Origin of the sequence: Hominenteromicrobium sp., assembly GCF_046974225.1 — a bacterium.
GTDB classification, from domain to species: Bacteria; Bacillota; Clostridia; order Oscillospirales; family Acutalibacteraceae; genus Hominenteromicrobium; species Hominenteromicrobium mulieris.
Window position 1 is genome coordinate 1 of the sequence record NZ_JBKWAE010000024.1, and the last position, 20804, is coordinate 20804.

Annotated in this window: 23 protein-coding genes; 9 read left to right on the forward strand and 14 right to left on the reverse strand. The window is 53.8% G+C overall.

The window, feature by feature from the left end; genetic code table 11:
• Positions 1-542: 542 nt before the first annotated feature.
• The 3 genes from ACLTX1_RS12260 to ACLTX1_RS12270 all read right to left on the reverse strand — a co-directional run bounded on the left by ACLTX1_RS12260 (position 543) and on the right by ACLTX1_RS12270 (position 3311).
• A complete protein-coding gene (locus tag ACLTX1_RS12260) occupies positions 543-1964 on the reverse strand; it encodes an MATE family efflux transporter (protein WP_412331043.1) in 1422 nt (473 codons plus the stop codon).
• A 1-nt stretch (position 1965) separates the two neighbouring features.
• A complete protein-coding gene (locus ACLTX1_RS12265; RefSeq protein WP_412331044.1) occupies positions 1966-2637 on the reverse strand; it encodes a lactate utilization protein in 672 nt (223 codons plus the stop codon).
• A gap of 119 nt (positions 2638-2756) precedes the next feature.
• Positions 2757-3311, reverse strand: coding sequence for a hypothetical protein (locus ACLTX1_RS12270; RefSeq protein ID WP_308449962.1), 555 nt, complete (start codon positions 3309-3311; stop codon positions 2757-2759).
• Positions 3312-3569: 258 nt separating this feature from the next.
• Between ACLTX1_RS12270 and ACLTX1_RS12275 the strand changes: the two genes are divergently transcribed.
• Complete coding sequence (locus tag ACLTX1_RS12275; protein ID WP_308449963.1) at positions 3570-4433, forward strand: hypothetical protein; 864 nt, start codon at positions 3570-3572, stop codon at positions 4431-4433.
• Positions 4434-4614: 181 nt separating this feature from the next.
• On the opposite strand, the gene ACLTX1_RS12280 is transcribed toward ACLTX1_RS12275, so the two are convergent.
• The 3 genes from ACLTX1_RS12280 to ACLTX1_RS12290 form a co-directional block, all read right to left on the reverse strand.
• Positions 4615-4824: a hypothetical protein gene (locus tag ACLTX1_RS12280; protein WP_308449964.1), complete on the reverse strand. Its 210-nt coding sequence runs from the start codon at positions 4822-4824 to the stop codon at positions 4615-4617.
• A 94-nt stretch (positions 4825-4918) separates the two neighbouring features.
• Entirely contained in the window at positions 4919-6058 is a 1140-nt protein-coding gene (locus ACLTX1_RS12285; protein ID WP_308449965.1) for a HAMP domain-containing sensor histidine kinase, read from the reverse strand.
• Positions 6055-6732, reverse strand: coding sequence for a response regulator transcription factor (locus tag ACLTX1_RS12290; RefSeq protein WP_308449966.1), 678 nt, complete (start codon positions 6730-6732; stop codon positions 6055-6057). Before ACLTX1_RS12290 ends, ACLTX1_RS12285 begins: the two co-directional genes overlap by 4 nt.
• A 136-nt stretch (positions 6733-6868) precedes the next feature.
• Between ACLTX1_RS12290 and ACLTX1_RS12295 the strand changes: the two genes are divergently transcribed.
• The 4 genes from ACLTX1_RS12295 (at position 6869) to msrB (ending at position 10141) form a co-directional block, all read left to right on the forward strand.
• Complete coding sequence (locus tag ACLTX1_RS12295) at positions 6869-7015, forward strand: CD1871A family CXXC motif-containing protein (protein ID WP_395590897.1); 147 nt, start codon at positions 6869-6871, stop codon at positions 7013-7015.
• A complete protein-coding gene (locus ACLTX1_RS12300; RefSeq protein ID WP_412331045.1) occupies positions 7008-7925 on the forward strand; it encodes a 4Fe-4S binding protein in 918 nt (305 codons plus the stop codon). The genes ACLTX1_RS12295 and ACLTX1_RS12300 overlap by 8 nt, the downstream gene beginning before the upstream one ends.
• A gap of 20 nt (positions 7926-7945) precedes the next feature.
• A complete protein-coding gene (locus ACLTX1_RS12305; protein ID WP_412331046.1) occupies positions 7946-8926 on the forward strand; it encodes a TlpA family protein disulfide reductase in 981 nt (326 codons plus the stop codon).
• Positions 8927-9175: 249 nt separating this feature from the next.
• Positions 9176-10141, forward strand: coding sequence for a peptide-methionine (R)-S-oxide reductase MsrB (gene msrB, locus ACLTX1_RS12310; protein ID WP_412331052.1), 966 nt, complete (start codon positions 9176-9178; stop codon positions 10139-10141).
• Between the two features lie 102 nt (positions 10142-10243).
• On the opposite strand, the gene ACLTX1_RS12315 is transcribed toward msrB, so the two are convergent.
• Positions 10244-12778, reverse strand: a complete 2535-nt coding sequence (locus ACLTX1_RS12315; RefSeq protein ID WP_412331047.1) for an InlB B-repeat-containing protein — start codon at positions 12776-12778, stop codon at positions 10244-10246.
• A gap of 53 nt (positions 12779-12831) precedes the next feature.
• Here ACLTX1_RS12315 and ACLTX1_RS12320 point away from each other — a divergent pair, with 53 nt between their 5' ends.
• Positions 12832-13119 (forward strand): imidazolonepropionase, encoded by a 288-nt coding sequence (locus ACLTX1_RS12320; protein ID WP_395507467.1) that lies wholly within the window; start codon positions 12832-12834, stop codon positions 13117-13119.
• The gene (locus ACLTX1_RS12325) at positions 13116-13967 is read left to right on the forward strand and encodes an IS3 family transposase (protein WP_395507468.1); all 852 of its coding nucleotides are present in this window, start codon (positions 13116-13118) and stop codon (positions 13965-13967) included. Before ACLTX1_RS12320 ends, ACLTX1_RS12325 begins: the two co-directional genes overlap by 4 nt.
• A gap of 11 nt (positions 13968-13978) precedes the next feature.
• On the opposite strand, the gene ACLTX1_RS12330 is transcribed toward ACLTX1_RS12325, so the two are convergent.
• The 7 genes from ACLTX1_RS12330 to ACLTX1_RS12360 form a co-directional block, all read right to left on the reverse strand.
• Positions 13979-14989 (reverse strand): InlB B-repeat-containing protein, encoded by a 1011-nt coding sequence (locus ACLTX1_RS12330; RefSeq protein ID WP_412331048.1) that lies wholly within the window; start codon positions 14987-14989, stop codon positions 13979-13981.
• Positions 14986-15339, reverse strand: a complete 354-nt coding sequence (locus ACLTX1_RS12335; RefSeq protein WP_412264801.1) for a hypothetical protein — start codon at positions 15337-15339, stop codon at positions 14986-14988. Before ACLTX1_RS12335 ends, ACLTX1_RS12330 begins: the two co-directional genes overlap by 4 nt.
• 160 nt (positions 15340-15499) lie before the next feature.
• Entirely contained in the window at positions 15500-16129 is a 630-nt protein-coding gene (locus ACLTX1_RS12340) for a PrsW family glutamic-type intramembrane protease (protein ID WP_343285393.1), read from the reverse strand.
• Complete coding sequence (locus ACLTX1_RS12345; RefSeq protein WP_412331049.1) at positions 16126-16752, reverse strand: histidine kinase; 627 nt, start codon at positions 16750-16752, stop codon at positions 16126-16128. Before ACLTX1_RS12345 ends, ACLTX1_RS12340 begins: the two co-directional genes overlap by 4 nt.
• Positions 16739-17101, reverse strand: coding sequence for a DUF4179 domain-containing protein (locus ACLTX1_RS12350; protein WP_395590893.1), 363 nt, complete (start codon positions 17099-17101; stop codon positions 16739-16741). The genes ACLTX1_RS12345 and ACLTX1_RS12350 overlap by 14 nt, the downstream gene beginning before the upstream one ends.
• The gene (locus ACLTX1_RS12355; RefSeq protein WP_316522605.1) at positions 17088-17636 is read right to left on the reverse strand and encodes a sigma-70 family RNA polymerase sigma factor; all 549 of its coding nucleotides are present in this window, start codon (positions 17634-17636) and stop codon (positions 17088-17090) included. Before ACLTX1_RS12355 ends, ACLTX1_RS12350 begins: the two co-directional genes overlap by 14 nt.
• Positions 17637-17854: 218 nt before the next feature.
• On the reverse strand, positions 17855-18862 hold the full coding sequence (locus ACLTX1_RS12360) for an NAD-dependent epimerase/dehydratase family protein (RefSeq protein ID WP_412331050.1): 1008 nt from the start codon (positions 18860-18862) through the stop codon (positions 17855-17857).
• Positions 18863-19034: 172 nt separating this feature from the next.
• On the opposite strand from ACLTX1_RS12360, the gene ACLTX1_RS12365 reads away from it, so the two are divergent.
• Both ACLTX1_RS12365 and ACLTX1_RS12370 read left to right on the forward strand, forming a co-directional pair.
• Positions 19035-19604 carry a TetR/AcrR family transcriptional regulator gene (locus tag ACLTX1_RS12365; RefSeq protein WP_412331051.1) on the forward strand — a complete coding sequence of 190 codons (570 nt, stop codon included), beginning with the start codon at positions 19035-19037 and terminating at the stop codon, positions 19602-19604.
• Positions 19605-19899: 295 nt separating this feature from the next.
• Positions 19900-20442 carry a DUF4854 domain-containing protein gene (locus tag ACLTX1_RS12370; RefSeq protein WP_412266698.1) on the forward strand — a complete coding sequence of 181 codons (543 nt, stop codon included), beginning with the start codon at positions 19900-19902 and terminating at the stop codon, positions 20440-20442.
• Positions 20443-20804 lie beyond the last annotated feature (362 nt).

Sequence of the window (20804 nt, forward strand, 5' to 3'; positions counted from 1 at the left end):
TCTCTCGTTGTTTAATTTTCAAGGTCCTGTGCTCTCTTTCAAGCGGCTTTCCTTTCAAGCTTTTCGCTTTCGGTTTTTTGCCGTCTCTCTCGAGCGCTTGACTATAATACCACGTACAACCCCTTTTGTCAACACTTTTTTGAAAGTTTTTTTAAGTTTTTTTCGAAAAACTGCATCTATATGTTGTTCTTTGATCTAAACACAATATATAGTGTATCTTTGAATGGGCATTTTTGCATTTACATGCCCATATACATGGCTTACGCAAACTATTTTACGAAATTTTTTTGAAAAAATCAAGAAAAAGTTTTTGAAAAGGTGGTCTTAAAGTTGCAAAAGCCCCTCTCTGTACCCCAAAGCTTCAAGCACATCTTCTTATATATCTGGCGCATCTGTGTCCTTTCACTTCTGAATCTCCTCATAATCTTTCTGATTTTATCCGAAAAAAGTTTTTAAAACACTTAAAATCGCCGTGAAGTTGAAGATGAAAAACGCGCTGCGGTCATCCCACAACGCGTTTCTTCTTAATATATGAGTATACTTTATGCTTTTGCCGCCTCGGCCTGCTCCGCTTTCGCCTTTTCCATCATCTTATGGTGCACGATAAGGTAGCACACAAAATGCGCGGCCGCCGTCACGGCCCACGTCACCGGGTACGAGAGGAACAGCATAAACAGCGTGCGGTTCATCTGGAAGACCGTCAGGATCCACACCACACGCAGCGCACACGCACCTGTAAGCGATACAATCATCGGCATGATCGAATACCCCATACCGCGCAAAACGCCCACATGCGTGTCCATAATGCCGCAAAGGAAGTACGGTACGCACACAATGAGCATACGCTCCAAACCGTACTGGATAACCTCCGGGTCAGACGTATATATAGAAAGTAAAGGTGTGCCCAGCAAATACGCGCCGCAGCCGAGCACAACGCCCGTCACGGTTACACACAAAATGCAGATGCGCAGAATTTTCGCCACGCGGTCGTATTTCTTCGCGCCCATGTTCTGCCCGGTAAAGGACAGCGCCGTCTGGTAAAACGCGTTCATCGCAGTGTACACAAAGCCCTCAATGTTGGCCGCAGCCGTGCTGCCCGCCATAACGGTAGAGCCGAACGAGTTGATAGAGGACTGAATGAGCACGTTCGAAATGGAGAACACCGCGCCCTGCATGCCCGCCGGCAGGCCGACACGCATCATGCCGAAAAACTTATCTTTATAGATATGCAGCTTATGCAGCTCCAAACGGTAAGAAGCGTTCGTTTTCATCAGGCAGATGGTCACAAGTCCCGCAGAAATCACCTGCGAAATGACCGTCGCAATGGCAACACCCGCCACGCCGAGATGGAACACAATGACGAAGAACAGATTCAAAATGACGTTTACAACGCCCGCAATGGTCAAAAAGTACAGCGGGCGCTTTGTGTCGCCCACAGAGCGCAAAATCGCCGCGCCGAAGTTGTACAGCATCATCGCCGGCATGCCCACAAAGTATATGCGCATGTAAAGCGCCGCCTGACCCAAAACGTCCTCCGGGGTGCCCATCAGGGTCAGCAGCGGCTTCGCAAACGCAACGCCCACGGCAATCAATATAACACCGCTCACAAGACTTGTCAGCACAGAGGTATGTACGGTCTCGCTCAGCTGCTTTGCATCCTGTGCGCCGTAATAGCGCGCCACAAGCACGTTTGTGCCGATGGAAAGGCCGACGAACACGTTGATGAGCAAATTGATAAGCGCGCCGGTAGAGCCCACCGCCGCCAGCGCCGTGTGGCCGGTAAAGCGGCCGACCACCACAATATCCGCCGCGTTAAAAAACAGCTGCAAAACGCCGGAAAGCATCAGCGGCACCGCAAAGCGCAGAATTTTGCCCAGCAGCGGACCGTTGCACATGTCGATCTCGTAGGACCGCTTTCCTTTTGCCTGTCGTTTTGCCATAAAAGCCTGTATCTTTTCTTTCATATCAGTAACCGACCTCCTCGCCGATGAGAATAACATGAATTCTGCCCTTCACGCGCTGGCGTGCCAAAACCGTGTACATCGCGCAGATGCGATTTTCCGAGCGGCATCCCGCGCACAGCTCGCCGTCCGTGCCGGGACACGCCCCGTGCGTGCACGGCGTGTCCAAATTCAGCCGCATGGCATTTGCGGGCGTCGCACAGCTTTTCACGCGCTTTGCGGCGTCGTCTATGTCGCGCACAATCTTGTTGCACCCCGCAAAAACCAGCACCTTTTTCGGGCCGAACAGCATCGCCGCCACGCGGTTGCCGTTGCCGTCTACATTATAGAGCTCTCCGTGCTCCGTAACGGCGTTTGTGCCCGTCAAAAACACATCAGAGAAAAACACCTCGCGGTACAGCTTCTCGCGCTCCTCGGGCGTTTTCGCGGTTGTTCTGTCCAAAAATTCATAGTCCCCGCAGCGCATTAAATCCATCACGCCGGTCTCATCCAGCGTCACGCTGCCGCCGCAGGAAATCACATCGCCCGGCTGCAGCAGCTCTTTTGCGATTTTTACGGCGTCCGCACACGTGGGCGCATAATACGCCTGCATGTTGTTTTTCTCCAGTGCGTCCATCACGCGCCGTATGCGCAGCTCTGCGGCGCTTTTGCGGTGCACGGTATCTTGTGTGTTCATGGTGTACAACTCCCCTTTCGGCGCGTTTCATGCCTATTTATGCCTAACCGCCGCCGATTTTTTAAAATAAGAAAGCACTAAGGACGGAAAAGCACATGCCTTTCCGCCCCCTAAAATTTTTATTTTGCCTTTGCGTCCGCAAACGTATTGAAGCACTCCAGAACGTGCTCCTTGTGTGTTTTATTCGCGTCTTCCTTTTCCGACTTCGCATCGGTGTAGATCAAAAGGAAGCGGCCGTCGTTGGAAAGATAACCCGGAACGGTGTTATCCAGCACCTTAAAGGTGCCGTCTGCGCGCACAGCGTCCAGAAGCGCCTTAGCGGTCTCGGAAAGCTCCGCCGGGAACTCATACACTTCAAGCTGCACAGCGGAATCTGCGTAACGGTATACATATTTATAGCCGTTTTCGGCGCCGATGACATCGTAAGACATCTGCACCTTTTCGCCCGCTGCCGCCTTGCAGTCTTCAAGATACTTGCAAAGGCCCTGAATGTCGTCGTCATAGCCCGCAGGGTCCTTGTCGGTACTCTCCGCGGTCTCGCCCTCGCTCGCCGTGGAAGACGTCTCCAGCGTTGCGACCGCCGTGCTTGAAGAGCTGTTGTTTGCACAGGCCGTCACAGATACGCACAGCAGCGCGGCCAGCAGAACAGCCAGCAGCTTTTTTATATTTTTCATGATTTGAACCAATCCTCTCTTTTTCCTCGTTCTTCTTATTATAGAACAAACGGGTCATACAGCTTGATTTTACCATACCCCACGGCAGATAGCAACACCCATTTGCAAGAAAAACCGTTTTGCCCGCTGCAACGGAAAATTTTGCCCGCTGTAAAATAAAAACGAATAAATTCTAAGCATATTCTAATTGACGTTCCCCCCATGTCATGGTATAATGAACACAACAAACACCGTTCAAATTTATGAGGAGGTAACGCCGTGAAAAACAAGGGTATAAAAATCGGAGTCGTGTTCATTCTGCTGTTCGCTCTGCTCTCAGTGGCAGGCTGTCAACAAGAGGACGTGGTGATCGTAGGCGCAGAGTCGGGACAGCCGGGGCCTACAAGCGGGCAGCTGCGCATTGGGTTTACACTGCTCGTATCCAAAGGAGCCAGTACTCAACCGTCACGGGATATTACCATCAATAATCTGTCACTGTCAGCAGACACGTCCTTCACCGTTACGAATACAGATACCGGCGATACAACCGTACTGACCGGTGCGGTGATCGACACAGATCCGACATTCACATATGTAAATTTTGACGAGGATGATGACATATTACCAGCTTCTACACGGGTAAGCATTTTGATTCCCTACACGTTAGAACCGGGAAATTATAAAGTAACAGCCGTAACAGGCTCCGTAAAGTACCCTTCGTCTTCAGGTACATCCGTCAAGGACTTGTCTCTGGCACGCGACGGAGACGGGCTGAATATCACCTTCACCATCGCCGCGCCCGAGCTGACCCCGACCCCGGAACCGACGGCAACCCCCACCGTGGAACCGACGGCAACACCGACTGCAGAGCCCACCGCAACGCCCACGGCAGAACCGACGGCCACGCCCACAGCGGAGCCCACGGCAACCCCAACCGCAGAACCGACGGCCACGCCCACAGCGGAACCAACGGCGACACCTACGGCAGCTCCCACAGCCGTACCGACTGCCGTGCCGACCGCAACCCCAAGCCCGACGAACCACCCAAAAACGGGCGATGATTTTGCCCCCACACTTTGGCTGACGCTCTGCGCAGGCAGCCTCGCGGCACTCGCCCTGCTCCTTAAAAAACGACACATTTAATGAAATCGCAGGTAAAAAGCCGACCACACCAGCGGCTGTCCATACCGGCACACTGAAAAACTCATGCTTTCACCGCTTGAAAGCATGAGTTTTTTTTGACAGCCTATATATTCTCCGGCCACGGATTGTGCAGGCAAGCTTCTTCGTGTTGTCGGCCAAGCTGCCGAAGGATTAAATATCTTCAAAGCGGCATCGGTGTCCGCGCAATCAGAAGGACTGCCAGAATTGCACCGGCAAATGCTGCCGCCCCTACGACTGCCAGCATTTTTTTGTTGGGCCGCCTCTTCGTTGCTTTGCAAATCAGTGCGGCACAAGTCACGCAGACAGCTGCAGCAGCAAGCGCGATGCCCAGCATTTCCCATAACCAAGACAGCTCATATAGGATTTTCATGTGTTCATCACTTTCCCTCCTGTTCATCGCAAAACCGCTGCTTTTCTAAATCTGTTCGTATTCCGCGAACGGCTCACCGGAGATTCTGCGTGCCTTATCCCTGTACCGGCAGCTCCACCGCAATCGTGGTGCCCTTCTTCGAGCTCTCCTCCACCCGGACGCAACCACCGTGGAGATTGGCGATCTCCCACACCAAAGAAAGCCCCAGCCCAACGCCGCCGTACTCCCGGCTGCGGGACTTATCCACCCGGAAGAAGGGTTGAAAGATGCTCTGTTGGTATTCCTCCGGGACGCCGCAGCCGGTGTCGGAAACGCGAATCAGAAGCTTTTCCGGCTTCTGCGTAACAGAAACCTTCACCGAGCCGCCCGAACGGTTGTACTTGACTGCATTTTCCGTCAGGTTAAAAAGCAGTCGGTAAATCAGTGCATCACTGCCGATGAGGAAGCCGTCTCCCTCCATCTCCAGCGTAATATTGCGCTTTTCTGCCAAAAGCGCGAGATCTGTGAAGACCTCCTCAACCATCGGGGCAAGCTGAATCTGCTCGTTTCGCGCCACCTGCTGCAAATTGCTCATTTCAAGCAGCGTTTTGGTCATCTGTGTCAGTCGCTCCGTCTGTTCCCGCAAAAGTGCGAGAAACTTCGTCGTTTCCGGCAGCATATCGGGATGCTCCGCGGAGAACAGCTCCAGCTGCGCCTGCATCAGTGCCAGCGGCGTGCGCAGTTCGTGGGCAGCGTTGCCGGTGAACTGCCGCTGGGCGGCAAAGGCGTTGTCCAACCGCTCCAGCATCTGATTGAAAGAGCAGCTCAGCTGCCGAAACTCCGGCAGAACATTCTCGTTAATCCTCATATCCGCCAGGTTGTTCAGCTGCACCTTCTCCACCTGAGATACAAAGCTGCGCAGCGGCTTGAGCGCGCGTCCGCTGACAAAATAGGCCAGAACGCCGCTAAGCAGTGTCACCACAGCCGTAATATACCAGTTGGTCATGCGAAAGCGCCCCTGCGCTCCGTTGACAACGATAGTCAGATCCTCATCGGGCGTTACGAGCTGCGGATTAAAGCTCTCTGCGCCTTCACTGTTCATAATAACCGTGTCGCCTCCCTGTAAGGTGTCCGCGATTGTGTCCATATAGTACACACCGGAGGAACAAAGCAGCAGATTCATGACAACACAGGTGACACCGATGAGCAGGACAGTCATCAGGGTGATGCGCCACTGCAAGGAAAGTCGCTTCATGTTTCCTCTCCTCCCATCAAATAGCCTTCGCCGATGCGATTACGGATGGGGTCAAACCCCAATGCGGCGCGGAGCTTCTTGCGCAGGGCGGAGATATGAACCCGGATAGAATTGCTGAAGCTGTCCACGCTGTTGTCCCAGACGTGCTCCATCAGCTCTTCCTGACTCACAGGCCGTCCCTGATGCACCATCAGATATTCCAGAATGCCTGTCTCCTTACGTGTGAGTGTCAGGGGCTGCCCGTTGACGGCAGCGGTGCGGGAGCGTGTGTCGAACGTCAGCTCCCCGCAGGTCAGCAACACGGCTTGCTGGGTGAACTGCCGCAAAGTCAGGCTGCGGATGCGGGCCTCCAGCTCAGCCAAGTGAAAGGGTTTTGCAAGATAGTCGTTGGCCCCGGCATCCAACCCCTCAACCTTGTCCTCCACCTCGCCGCGTGCGGAGAGAATCAGCACACGCGTCTCGCGGTCTGTCTGCCGCAAGGTGCGCAGCACGGTCATGCCGTCCTTTCCCGGCAGGTTCAGATCAAGAAGTACCAAGTCGTAGCGCTCCACACCCAGAAGTTCCAGCGCCTTTTCCCCGTCGTAGCAGTAGTCCACACTGTATGCCAAGCGCCGCAAACTGCGAACAATCGTCTCGCATAGGGCGCGTTCATCTTCAATTACCAAAAGGTGCATAAGAGTCCCCCTTTTCATTTCCTTTTTCTTTATTATAGCAAAAGCAGATAAGATCTGCATTAAATTTTCGTTCTTAACAGGGATTTTATCTTTCCTGTGCTATGATGATGGCAGAAAAAGTGAAAGGGTGATAAATTTGAGCTGTGCAAAAAAAGCAGCGGCGCAGGCCGCGTTGCTGGTTGTGGGTATCGCCATGCTGTGCTTCGGCGCATGGCGCGGCGAGGCCGCGACGGTACTGAGCAAAGCGATTAAATTATGTCTGGAGTGTGTAGGCATTGGGTAAGAAATTTTCGGGCGCGTCACAGATTATATCCCGCTTCCGCGGCTGGATACAGGCGGGGGCAGCTTTATTGACCAACCTGCACCTGCCGAACTTCCTCAAGGGCAAACTGTACCAAGGCGCAGGGAAAACCGTCTGTGTGCCCGGGCTGAATTGCTACTCCTGCCCGGCAGCCTCCGGCGCTTGTCCCATCGGGGCGTTTCAGGCGGTAGTGGGCTCTTCCAAGTTCAGCTTTTCCTATTATATCACAGGCTTTCTCATTTTGCTCGGCGTCCTGCTTGGACGCTTTATCTGCGGTTTTCTGTGCCCCTTCGGCTGGTTTCAGGAACTGCTGCATAAAATTCCCACGAAGAAGTTCTCCACAAAGAAACTCAAGCCCCTGCGATACCTCAAGTACGCCGTACTGCTGGTGATGGTTTTCCTGCTGCCGGCGTTCCTTGTAAACGATGTAGGCATGGGCGACCCGTTCTTCTGTAAATACCTCTGTCCGCAAGGCGTGCTGGAGGGGGCCATCCCGCTGTCCCTTGCCAATTCCGGTATCCGGTCGGCGCTGGGAAGCCTGTTTACATGGAAATTCGGCATCCTGCTTGCAGTGATCGTGCTGAGCGTAATATTCTACCGTCCCTTCTGCAAGTGGCTCTGTCCGCTGGGGGCGTTTTACGCGCTGTTCAACCGGGTATCTCTCTTTCAGATAAAGGTGGACAAAAACAAGTGTGTATCCTGCGGAAAATGCGCCAAAGCCTGCAAGATGGATGTGGATGTAACAAAAGCGCCCAACCATACCGAGTGTATCCGCTGCGGAATGTGCATACACACCTGTCCGACGGGCGCCGTGCGCTTCCGTTACGGCTTCGGAGACGGTAAAGATAAAACAAAAGCGGCAAAAAAAGCCGCAGAAAATAATAAACAATAATAACAAGGAGAAAAAAACAGATGAAAACGAATAGAACGAATACGGCCGGCCGATTGCTGGCACTGCTGCTTCTCGCCCTGATGATGCTGTCTTTGACAGCCTGCGGCACAAAGAACGGAGACAAAACGAGCGGAATGAGCAGCGAACCGAAGAATGCCGAGGAAGCGGTCGCCATGCACAAAGATCTGATGGCGCAGGAAAACGCCATTCTCTCGGAGAACACAGCCCTTTGGGAAAAGGTATTCATGGCAGCCGACAAGGGCATGACCATGCAGGAGGACGGCAAAAACTACGGTGATTTCCTGCTCAGTACAATCGAATCCGCCAAGGATCAGTTTACGGAGGATGAGCTGAAGCTGCTCAAGGAGGGGGCGGAGAAGATCCGCGACATTGAAACCCAGCTGACCATGATTGAGGAAAAGTACCCTGAGGCAGCACAGGAATCTACGGATGGCGCTATGAGCGTGCCCGCAGGCAACGACACGACCACGCCGCCCGATGACGGCAGTATGCAGAAATCCGATGACGGCAGCATGCAGAAATTCCCCACCTTTGAGGGCAAAGATCTGGATGGAAACACGGTGAAAAGTGACGAGCTGTTCTCCGGCAATGCCGTCACCGTAGTGAATTTCTGGTTCACCACCTGTAATCCCTGCGTGGGCGAGCTTGCTGAGCTGGACGCGCTGAACAAAGAACTCGCGGAGAAGGGCGGCGCACTCATCGGCGTCAACACCTTCACGCTGGACGGCGACGAAGCGGCAATTTCCGAAGCAAAGGATGTACTGGCCAAGAAGGGCGCGACCTATCAGAATGTGTATTTTAACTCCGATGGTGAGGCGGGAAAGTTTACCACCAACATCTTTGCCTATCCTACTACTTATGTGGTTGACCGCAACGGCAACATCGTGGGCGACCCCATCGTAGGCGCCATCACGGAAAAAAATCAAGCGGAGGCGCTGCAAGCCCAGATCGACAAGGCGCTCGCCGCCGACGCAGGCTGACCCGAAATTTAAAAAGTGCCTGCTGCACGCCATTGCATTGCCCTTGGCGGGCGAAGGGGGGCGTAAGCCCTGATTCTTCTAAAAGGAGGAAACGCGATGTATCGAAGCGTATTGGCCCTGCTTTTCGCCTCGGTTCTGCTGCTGAGCGGCTGCGCCGTCGGGCAGCAGACTGTGCCGAAGGAAAAAAGCGGACAGGAAGCAACCATGGACGAATCGGCCTTTGACCGGTCCGACGACGAGATCACTTATATGGATACCACAGAAAATGTCATCTATCTGGCGGGCGGCTGCTTCTGGGGCATGGAACAGCTGATGCAGTCCATCCCCGGCGTTATCGACGCCGAGAGCGGCTACGCCAACGGCACCTGCGAGGCGGACGCCGATTACAAGACCGTCTGCAAGGGAGAGACCGGCTTTCGGGAGACCGTGCGGGTGGAATACGACCCCGAGCAGGTGAGCCTCGACGCGCTGCTGCTGGCCTACTTCTATGTCATCGACCCCACGGTACAAAACCGGCAGGGCAACGACCGGGGCAGCCAGTACCAGACCGGCGTCTACTACACCAACGAAAGCGCGAGAGAAACGGTGAAGCGCATCGCGGAGATTGAGCGCGGCCGCAGCGAGAAATTCTTCGTGGAGATCGGCCCGCTCAAGAACTACTATCCCGCCGAGGAATACCACCAGAACTACCTCGAAAAGAATCCGGACGGCTACTGCCACATCCCGCGCGCGGAGATGGAACTCTTCTCCAAACTGCGCATCGACCCGGGCGACTATCAGAAGCCCGCGGCAGAGTCCATCCGGGACAAGCTGACGGCGGAGCAGTACCGCGTCACGCAGGAGAACGACACGGAGCGCGCCTTCACGGGCGAGTTTTGGGACAAATTTGAAAAGGGCATCTATGTGGATGTCGTGACCGGTGAGCCGCTCTTTTCCTCCACGGATAAGTACGAGAGCAGCTGCGGCTGGCCCGCCTTTACAAAGCCCATCGAAGGCCCCGCCGTGGTGGAAAAAGAGGATCTGAGCCACGGGATGCGCCGCACGGAGGTCAGAAGCCGCGCCGGAGACTCCCACCTCGGCCATGTGTTCACCGGCGATCCGGAGTCCCCCAATGGCGTGCGCTACTGCATTAACAGTGCGGCCCTGCGCTTTGTCCCCTATGAAAAAATGGAGGCCGAGGGCTACGGGTACCTCCTGTACCTGTTTGAGAAATGATTTCAGGTGCATACACATCAAGCGGAAAAGCAGGAAGGCTGTTCTTTTGAAGAACAGCCTTCCTGCTTTTCTGGGAAGATAAGACTTTTACTTTTTAAGGATTTACAGTGATTTTTTCTCCCGCCGCCTGATTTTCCATACGATCAGTGCAACGCATCCGGCAAAAGATGCACATAGCGCGGTGCTCCATAAATTCATTTGACCGCTGTCACCGGTCTGCGGGATTGTAACCGCGCGCCAGCCGGCATACACAGTCCTATCCCCGGTCAGATAAATGTCTGAGACCTTGTTCACAAGGCTCCGTTCGCTGTACCAGCCGACAAAGGTATACCCGTGCCGAGTAGGAACATACTTGGTCAAATCAATGTAGGTATTGTACGTTTCCTGCACGCCGGGAATAGCACTGCCGCCGCCTGTTTCAAAGCGCAGCGTGTAGTAGTTGACGGGCGGATTGTTGTCGCCGGTATGCGTCCAGTGGGCGTAGACGGTGGTATTTGCAGAGAACACGGTATCCGTCGTAATCTTTGTGCCGCCGCTCTTTTCGGTGTACCAGCCGTTGAAGCTGTGCTTGCTGCGGGAAGCATCGGGCAGAGAGGTTAGCTTCTGCTTGGTGGTGGTCATGCTGTCGACAGAGGGCGTACCGTCGTTTCCGTCAAAGGTGACGGTGTACTCCGTGGGCGTAGGCGGCGCATCCTCCTCGAAGATGGCCTTGATCTCCACGTTGTCGCTCGGCATGGTGAACTTGTCGTCCCTTACCGTCACGTCGCCGCTCATAACCTGCCACTCCTTAAAATGGTAGCCCGCGTTTGGCGCAGCGGTCAGGGTGATTTCCGTTCCGGCCGTCGCCGAGGCGGGATCCGCGCTGCCCGTGCCGTGACCGTCGTCCCTGACGATGACGGCGTATTCCGTCTCGGGAGCCTTGGCTATCGTGATGGAAAACTCCTTAATATCTTCACCCAAAGCGTTGACCGCCATGACGGTAAAGACCTCGGTCCCTTCCCCGGCGGGCGTGCCGCTTATCTCTCCTGTGTCCTCGTTTAGGCTAAGTCCCTCGGGCAGGACGCCGCTCACAATGCTCCATGTGATGGGCGCGGTACCCTTGGCGGTCAAGCGGCTGCTGTAAGCCTCGCCTTCCATGCCGTCGGGCAGGCTTTCCGCGACGATTGTCGGTGGCATAGGGGGTCGGTTATCGATAAGCTTCACCCGAATCGCGGCTGTTACCGCAGGCTCCGGCTGCTGAAAGATGTCTCCGTCATCATTGCTAAGCACCGGCGTGCCGGTGATGGTCTGCCAATCCACGGACTCCGCATCATAGGACGATTCATCCCATGCCACGTCGACCCAGCGCCATGCGCCGTCAACGGCATTGATGCACACATTTTCCGGCAAGCCGAGCTCTGCAAAGGGCGTGCCGAACGGCTTATCGGTAATGGGATCCGGTTCATCGATATTCCTGATGGTGTTTTTGATGGCGTTGATTTTGATGGTAATCTCCGTCGGCTTGTGGAGACGCAGGTCGTCCGGCGTGAATACCACCGTCACATCGTGTTCACCCGGAGTCTGGAGGTAGAACGGCGGGGCATTCTTGAAGGAGAACGTGCCGGGGGCGACGGTATCCGTACCCTTGACCTTTGCCACGCCGCCGACGAGCGTGCCGACTTCATCGTTGTAGGTTCCCACCTGAAGCTTTCGCCAAGTGAATATGGTGTTGTCGGGCAACGTAAAATCGCCGTTCTTCCATCGGAATACGGGCAGCTGCGTGATCTCCGTCTCGGTCGGGTCAGGCTGCAGCTGAACCTTTCTCACGGCTCGGAGGTCGGCGTTTTCCGGTATGGTGAAATACTTCTCCAATTCGGCGCGGTTGACTTCGCCGTAGATGGTCTGCTCCTCAAACGAATTGGGGTCGTAGGTCGAGCTGTCCCATGAGGTGACGACATTCATACCGAAGTCCATCCCTGTTCCCTCGGGATCTTTTTCATCGCCCACCGCATAAAAGCTGAATGAATCCGAGAGATTCAGCTCCTCAAATGGCGTTCCGAATTTTTCATTGGTAATGTGTCCGGCCCTGGTCTCCTTGAATGTGCGGGGAACGACGTTCACATCAACGGTGCATTTCGCCTTGTTATACCGCTTCAGGTTGTCGGGCGTGAAGATGATCTTCAGTTGCAGCTGCCCCGCCTGCAATAGCGTGCTCGCCGTCAAGGAATGTCCGTATATTTTCTGATCTTTGTCCAGCGTGAATTTGCCGGAAACCGTTTCGCCGTTCACCGTGGCCGTTCCGCCGGAGAGATATTTATCGGCAAACACAAGGAAGCACAGGTCGCCGCCGTAGAGCTGCTTGGAATAGGTGGGCGGCTCCAGCGTGGGCGTAAAGACACGGTCGTCAATGAGTGTTATCCTTGCGGTTGCCTTGACTGTGCTTGTCGGCTCCAGATCATCCGTGAAGCCGCTCCTTTCAACATGCAGCTTGCCGGTAATGATCTGCTCGCCATATTTGTTCGGGTCATAGGTGGAGCCGTCCCATGTCACGGGCACGGGACTGTAACTCGCGCCGGTGTTGGTCTCAACCTTGACGCCGAAAGGGAAAAGGGGAAGCCCCAGATCCTCAAACTGAACAGAACCAGTAAAACAGGACAATAGACAAAATCCCCCCTGATGTAGGATAATAAGTACATCAGGGGGGATTCATTATGAGCAAACGAAGATACACCAATATGCAGGTTCTACTACCGACCATAGAAAAGATGTTAGAATCAGGGAAGAACCACAGGGAAATCGAAGCGGAACTTGGCTTGGAGGGAGACCGTCCGGTTCACAATCTGCTGAAGCGGCAACGCAAAAAAGCCGCCAAGGGTGCGCCGAAGTTTCGTGGCAGGAAGCCTGCAAAGACGCTGCAGGAATATAAGTATGAGAATAAGCGGCTCAAGATGGAAGTGAAATTACTGCAGGATTTTCTGCAGTCCACAGAAAGGAAGTGAGGCCAAAGGCAAAGTACGCCGTCATTCACCGTCACCGGGGAGAATACCCAATATCTGTTATGTGCAAATTCTTCGGGGTATCCAGAAGTGGTTACTACTGCTTTAAAAAGCGTCTGGGAGAGACGGATCGCGATGCTGTTGTGGCAAAGGAAATCGAGGAATGTCAGCGCAGGACAGATAAGACCTATGGCTATCGACGTGTATGGAAGTGGTTAAAAGGCAGAAATATTCAAAGAGATCCGAAGACTGTGCTCAGAATCATGAAAAAATATGGATTATTGTCTGAGGTTCGCCGACGCCGCCAATGGGTAAATCTTGGTCAGCAGGTACACAAATACGAAAATCTGTTGAACAGACAGTTCCGGGCGGTCAGGCCAAACGAGAAATGGGTCACGGACATTTCTTACATCCACACAAAAGAAGGCATTTTATATCTGTCCATGATCCGAGATCTGTATGACAACAGTATTGTGGCCTACAAGACTGCAAGTCGGCAGACTGTGAATCTTGTTCTGGACACGATTCGTCTGGCAATGAAGAAAGAGAAAGTCGCTGCGGAGTTGCAGCTCCACAGCGACCAAGGCTTTCAATACACATCGCAAGCATACTTCAAGCTAACACAATCTTACGGCATAACGCCGTCCATGTCAAGGAAAGGAAATCCTTATGACAATGCCATGGCAGAAAATTTCTTCTCCATTCTGAAAACAGAGTGCATCTACCGCCACAAGCCAAAGACGTTCCAAGAAGCAAACGAACTGATCGACAGGTATATTTACTTCTATAACCACGAACGCATCCAAACAAAAACGGGAGTGGCACCGCTGTCGCTGCGCCACTCCGCTTAAAACTCAATATCCTACATGGGGGCTTTTAGTGCTGTCCGCATAATCTGGTGCGGTTCAAACGCCGTGCCAAGGGGCTTGTTTGTGATGATTACGTCGTCCGGGGCTCTTGTGACCGTGCGCTTTGTCCCCGTCACGGTAATAATACATTCCGCCGTGGTGTATGCCTCCGTATCGTCGGGGGTAAAGAGGATCTCCATGCGGTTTTCGCCCGGGTATACTCTGCCGCCCTCATAGTGCTTGAAGCGGAACGTGCCGGGAACGACGACACCTGTACTCTCGGCCTTCGCTTCGCCGCCCCTGAGGGCCCTGTCGGTATACTCATTGCCGACATAGGCCGGAGGGCGCAGCGTGGGCGGGGTGGTGATGACCGTTTTGGCAGGCTGCAAAAGCGCTCCGTAAGCCGTATGACAGGTTTCGCAAACAGCCTTCTCCGTGGATGTAGCCTTGCCGCCGGAGCAGTTGCCTGTTTCGGTATGGCTGCTGTCCGCGGTACAGTTGCGTGTGTGCGTTCCGTTGCCGTTGGAAGTCCATTCGCCCCAGCTATGATTGTGCACCTCCCATACGGCATAGATGGTTGTGCTCATATCATACCCATGTACTACCAGACAACTGGTATAACCGCCGTTTCCGCCATATATCGGCTTACCAGTCCGAGAATTCGCCCAACCCATGAAGGTATATCCGTCACGGGTTGGAATTATTTCTGATATGGGAACCCATACATGAAATTCCGAACTGGTCACGCTCTGACTTGGCGGTGCGCCGCTGCCGCCGTTGGCATCGTAATGCAGCGTATAGGTGTATTGGGTGGCAGCGGGACGGACTGCCCCGCTCCTCGTTTTTGGCATCATAGTATCGGATGCCCCTGCCGGGTCTGCGCCGCAGGCCTCATGGTGTTCATACAGGCCGTCCGTTTCCGACGCGCGTGCGGCAACCTCTCCATCCGCCGCAAAGACCGTCGCGGGCATCATGGTCAGCACCATACAGCATAGAAGCAGAATGCTGAGTATTCGTTTCTTCATGTCGTTTTTCCCTCCTGTTCCCGCGGGTCCGGCTTGCCTGTCCCGCCCTTTTTCCGGTTTTCTCTGATCCTGAACCGCATGCACAGCGCGGTGATTGCCGCCGCAGCGGCAAAGGATACAACAGCCACCAGCACATAGCCGCCCGCATCCTCGCGCAGCAGCATCGCGCCGAACACGCCCCATGCAGCGGTCTGTCCCGGCCTGACGACCGTGCTTATCGCCTGCATCAGCACCGCGAACAGCAGCATACACGCGGCACTCAGTCCGTATATGCCATGCTGCTGCCTTCGGCGGGTGTTTTTCCGTACCCGCTGCCGGACGAGTGCGACCCGTCTTGCGGTATCGTACATACAGTTTGACCCTCCTCTCCGGTTTGTCTGAAACTGTGGCCTAAAAACCCTTTCACTTATATAGGTACATAAAATCGGAAAAACTCTCACCCAAAACGCAAAATTTTCCAAAAAAATTTGAGAGCCGCCCAAAAGCAGCTCTCAAGGTGTGAATGTTCGGTTATTTCATCCGCGATAAACGGAACGTAGACAGCCTTCCCGCCGCTACCAGCAGCACCGGCAGGGCGTAGGCCACATACTGCGCCGCACCGCCGTAGGCGATGAGCAGATTGTAAACGGCGTGGAGGGTGATGGCCGCGCCCAGCAGCCCCCAGGTGCCTGCAATTTTCAGCCATGTCCGCTGCCACGCATAGGCAAGCCCGCCGCCCACGATCAGACCGCAGAGAACGTGCATGGCTCCCGTGCCGAAGCCACGGAAGAAGATGAAGGAGAAACGGTCTGCTCCGTTCTGAATGAGATAGCATACGTTTTCAAAGGTGGCAAAGGCAAGGGCAACTGTTATTGCGGCAGCCTTGATTTTATCCCCCTCCGGCTCAAACACCAGAAGATAGAACACCAGCGGCAGCAGCTTCATCATCTCCTCCACCACCGGCGCAATCTCCGCCGTGGCGGCAAGGGCGTCCGCCTGACACACCGACGCGAGGAAAGTATTGATGTAGGCCGAAAGCAGGCACACACCCATTCCGACGATGCAGAACAGAAAAAAGCGGAGATGCCGCCTGCCCATGCACAGAGCAGCCACCAGCAGCGGGGACACCATGCACAGGAATATGTTTTCAATATAGGTCATGCGTCCACCGCCTTTCTCACAGCGGGCAGCAGCCCCAATATGGTCAGCGTCAGCAGCATATCGCACCAGAAGACGGGGCTTGCCGGGGAAGTATCCGGCCAGAAGCAGCCCGCCGTCCAAAGCAAGTACTCCGCGAACGCAAAGCACAGCACGCCGATGTGGAAGTACCGCATATTCCGCGCCGCGCCCGTCCGGGTCTCTGCATAGGCAAGCCCTCGAATGGCGCAATAGGAAAGCCATATCATCATGCCGCACCAGATCAGGTTGGAGAGAATGTCCCCGAAGGTGCAGTAGAACGTCAGCAGCGGAAGGCCGAATGCAGGCGCAAGCCATGCCCTGCGGCAGAAGAAGCTGCGCTCGTCCTGACTGGAGAGCGTCGCCTGCAAAATGCGCAGAAAAATTACGCTCGCCACCCAGCCGAACTCCGACACATAAAAGACGCGCGGCGTGGTATCGAACAGCAGCAGATACAGCGTCCAGTAGAGCGCGCCGAGGGCAAAGCAGCCGTAGAAGCACAGCAGCAGAAAATACGCCTGCCTGCGGCTTTTCCGGTAGGATATGCCCGAAAGCAGCGCGCCGACGAACGTGACCAGCAGCTGCAGCAGGTTCTCAATCAGCTCCATGCCGTTCCTCGCTTTCCTTATCCTGTGTGTCGTCCCGATTCATTTGCCGCAGCCGGAAGCACAAAACAGTCACGCACACGCCCAGAAGAAATGCCAGAAGCCCGATGACGATGTATCCCAAGGCCGCGCCGCCGTGAAAGATGCTTGCCGCCGTTTCAAAGCCCGCATAGCCGCCGGTTTGAATTTTTACGGCAATATCAGGCATGACGAAAGACACACCCACAATCAGCGCAAGGCACGCCGCCACAGCGGAAGCCGCGGTAATCGTATTGCGCCGCAGCCGTTTCTCCCGCTCCACCTTGGCGATGCGCCGCTTTGCCTCCGCGACGCGTTCTTCATGACTCCGCATTTGTAATCCCCTCCCGTTCCAGAAGCCTTCGCAGGCTTTCCTTTCCGCGATACACCATGTTGGTAATCTGCTTTACCGTTTTTCCCGTAACCTCCGCCGCCTGTGCGTAACTCATCCCCTCAAAATAGGTCAGATACAGAACCTCCCGGTAATCCGGGTTCATTTCACCCATGCAGAAGTGCAGAATGCGGTTTCGTTCTTCCGTTCGGATAACCTCCTCCACAAGCAGCTGCCCGTCCGATTCATCGGTCAGCTCGTCCAAACGGAACAGACACTTCCGCTTGCTCTTATGGCGCAGCGCCATATTCCGCGCCGTCTTATACAGATATGCCTTGAAGCCACCGTCCCGGATGCGAGGCTTTTTCGTGAACAGATAGGCGAAAACATCCAGCATCAAATCCTCTGCTTCGTGGACATCGTGCAGATACCCGTCGATATACAGGGTTAGCGGATTGCCGTATTTTTTCATCAGGGCCTCCAGCCCCGCATCGTCGCCGTTCAAATATCGGTGGTAAAAAGTCTCGTCGCAGGTCATAGCGTTCACTTCCTTTTTGCGGGTGCTCCAAATGCAGAGGGGTATCCGCCAGGCGCTTGCCCTGCCGGAATTTCGGTGCTGTTCCTGAAAGCGCGGGTCGGACGGCTTTTCCGCGTTCTCTTGGTCAAATTATATCACAGGATACGTACGGATAGCAACCGGAACCGCAGGTCATGCCAATAGTATGCGCAGCCTGCCCAAGGTGCTTTTAGGTGAGGTCACACTTCGTCCTTTCTCCTCTGCTCCAAAAGCCAGGCTGTCATGTCCCGCAAAGTATCCTTTACCGGGCGCGGATGATATGCAAAGCATTCCGATGCTGCGGCATGGCTGAATTGTCCGTTTGAGGCAAGGACGGCAACGGAATAAGGTGTGAAAAACAGCGGCTTTCGCTTCTTCAGGCTTCGATGTTCATAGTATGGAGCCGCCAGCTTTGCAAGCCCCAGTGGCAGGCAGATGGGGCGATACCTCCGCTTTGCGGTCTTTCCCACAAGCTGAAGCATCTTGCGAATGGTAACATAGTGGCCGGACAAAATGTATCCCTTACCGGGTTCTCCGTTCTCGGAACAGTCGAGAATGCCTTTTGCCACATCCCGTACATCCACGAAGTCATATCCGCCGCGAACGGCAAAGGGCAGCTTTCCGCGAAGAAAAGATTTCGCCATTGAGGTGAAGCTCCCTCCCTGTATATCGCCCGGCCCGATGATGCCGGAGGGAAAGACAATGCTGGCATTCAGCCCGCGCTCCGCCGCATCGAAAACCAGCTCTGTTGCAGTTGCCTTGCTTTTGGCGTAATCTCCGTCCACAAGTCCCGGAGAGAATTCGCAATCTTCCGTAATGATGCAATCCTTTGACTTTTCCGGTATGGCATGGACGGAGCTGACATAGACCATTTTGCCCACATCATGTTCCATACATTGCCGGAGAACCCTCCATGTCCCGCCTACATTGACCTGATAGAGCTTTGAACCGGGTCTGGACGCGACAGAGACGATACCGGCGCAGTGAATCACACAGGTACGGCTGTCGGCATCCGCAAAGAAGTCTGTCAACGAGCTTTCCACGCACACATCACCGATGACGGTATGGACTTCTTTGGGGAGCAAATGGATATAGGGGTCATCACGCAGCACAAGCGCATGCACTTGCGCTCTGCGGCGTACCAGCTCCTCCGCAACAGCCCTACCGAGGAAGCCGGTAGCGCCTGTAACAAGATATTGATCAAACATGCAAAAAGCCTCCTCTCAAATAAGCATACAAGTGTTGATTATCTTTCACAAGTACAGTATACTTGAGAGGAAAGACAGAAACAATCAGCACTTGCCATGCGACTGAAAGAAAAGCAACACTGCCTGTTGAAGTGTTGATAATCTTTGTAAACTTTTTTTGGAGGGGCTCTATATGGAGAAGCTGGATGCAAGGAAACGCTATACGCAAATGGTGCTCAAGCAGTCTTTTCTGAAGCTGCTGAAGGAAAAGCCTGTAAACAGAATTACGGTGAAGGAGGTCTGTGCCCTGGCGCAGCTTAACCGTGCCACCTTCTATGCCCATTACAGCGATTGCTTTGCCCTGATGGAGAGCATTGAGAATGAACTCATCGATGCCTTTGAGAAATCCCTTCGCTATGTCAATTTGTTTGATGTGACGGCACTGATCGAAGCCATTTACGATATGGTCGATCAGAATCAGGCCGCCTGCCGGGTTTTGATTCTTGGGAATACAGGCGCAACGGTCCTCATGCGGATGATTGCTTTGGCCAAGGAGGAAAGCATTGCTTACTGGCGGAAAGAGCTGCCCAATGCCGACGAAACAGAGCTTGAGATGATGTATACCCACCTGTCAAACGGTTTGATGCATGTCGTTGTGGAGGGCTATGACAAGTACAGCAAAGAGGAAATGATCCATTTTGTCAACCGCGTTGTAAAAGCCAGTCTTTTGCTGTTTCAATCGCCCCAAAGTCCCCTTGCTTAACACAGCCTTTATGCCCGAACGGCATAATAAGCTTACAAAACGGTCGATGGTCAAAAAAGATGAGCCGATAAAAACGGAACAGGCATGATTTCGGTCATGCCTGTTCCAAGAAATATGAATTTTACCGTCTTGTCGTCCGGAATCCTTGTCCCGCTTTTTTCCTTTCCTCTCCAAATTTTAATTCGCCGTATGCTTCTTGATTTTTGTAAACCCATGTGCTATATTGAGTGCATGGCGGCAACAAAATCCGCCAAAATTTTCTCTATTTTTATAGAGTACAAAGGGGTAAAACCAAATGAAACTCAGAAAACTCTGCGCATTGGCACTCGCCGGTCTGCTCTCGCTCTCTGCGCTTGCAGGCTGCACCTCCGCCAAAACCATCGTAGGGGGGAACACAAGCAGCACCTCCGCCGAGTCCTCCTCTTCCTCCGAAGCCACCTCCGAAGACAGCACTGCGTCCTCCGAACCCGAATCTTCGGCCTCCACCGGGGAAGCCATGTTTGCCTCCCTCGCCGATTATCTCGCCGATCCGGACGTAAAAGCGTCCATCGATGCCGAAATTGAAAATCAGACCGATGACAGCATGACGATCAAGGTCTACGCAGACGGCAATGCGCTCGTCTATGAATATCAGTTCACGGATGAATACGACCTCTCCGACGAAGACATAAAGCAGTCCGTGCTCGATGCTTTAAAAGAAGGCTGCGAAGAAAATGCTTCTACCTTTGAGGATATCGCCGATACGCTCGAAAGCGAAGTAGGTCTCTCCGGTGTGCACGTCCGCCTCGTCTACTTGAACGGCGACGGCAGCGAAATTTACACCCACGACTTTGAATGATTATTTGTGTAATTTATAAATAAATTTTAAAGCGCCGTCCGCGAACCGCTTTCGGTTCGCAGACGGCGTGTTTTATTTGACAAGATTCGACATTTTTAAGTGAAATATTTCGCGCTGCGAAATGTGAAATTTGATGCTACGCATCAATTGAAATGAAATAAATCCCTACGCGCTGCAGCGCGGTTCACACACCACAGGTATTTCACGTTGCGCAGCAACATTTCACTGCCCGAAGGGCAATTTCACAAATTCCGAAGGGATTTATTTCGTTGAAAAAAGAGCCTTGTCTTTTTGACAAGGCTCTTTTTTCTGGTGACCCGGACGAGAATCGAACTCGTGTTACCGCCGTGAAAGGGCGGTGT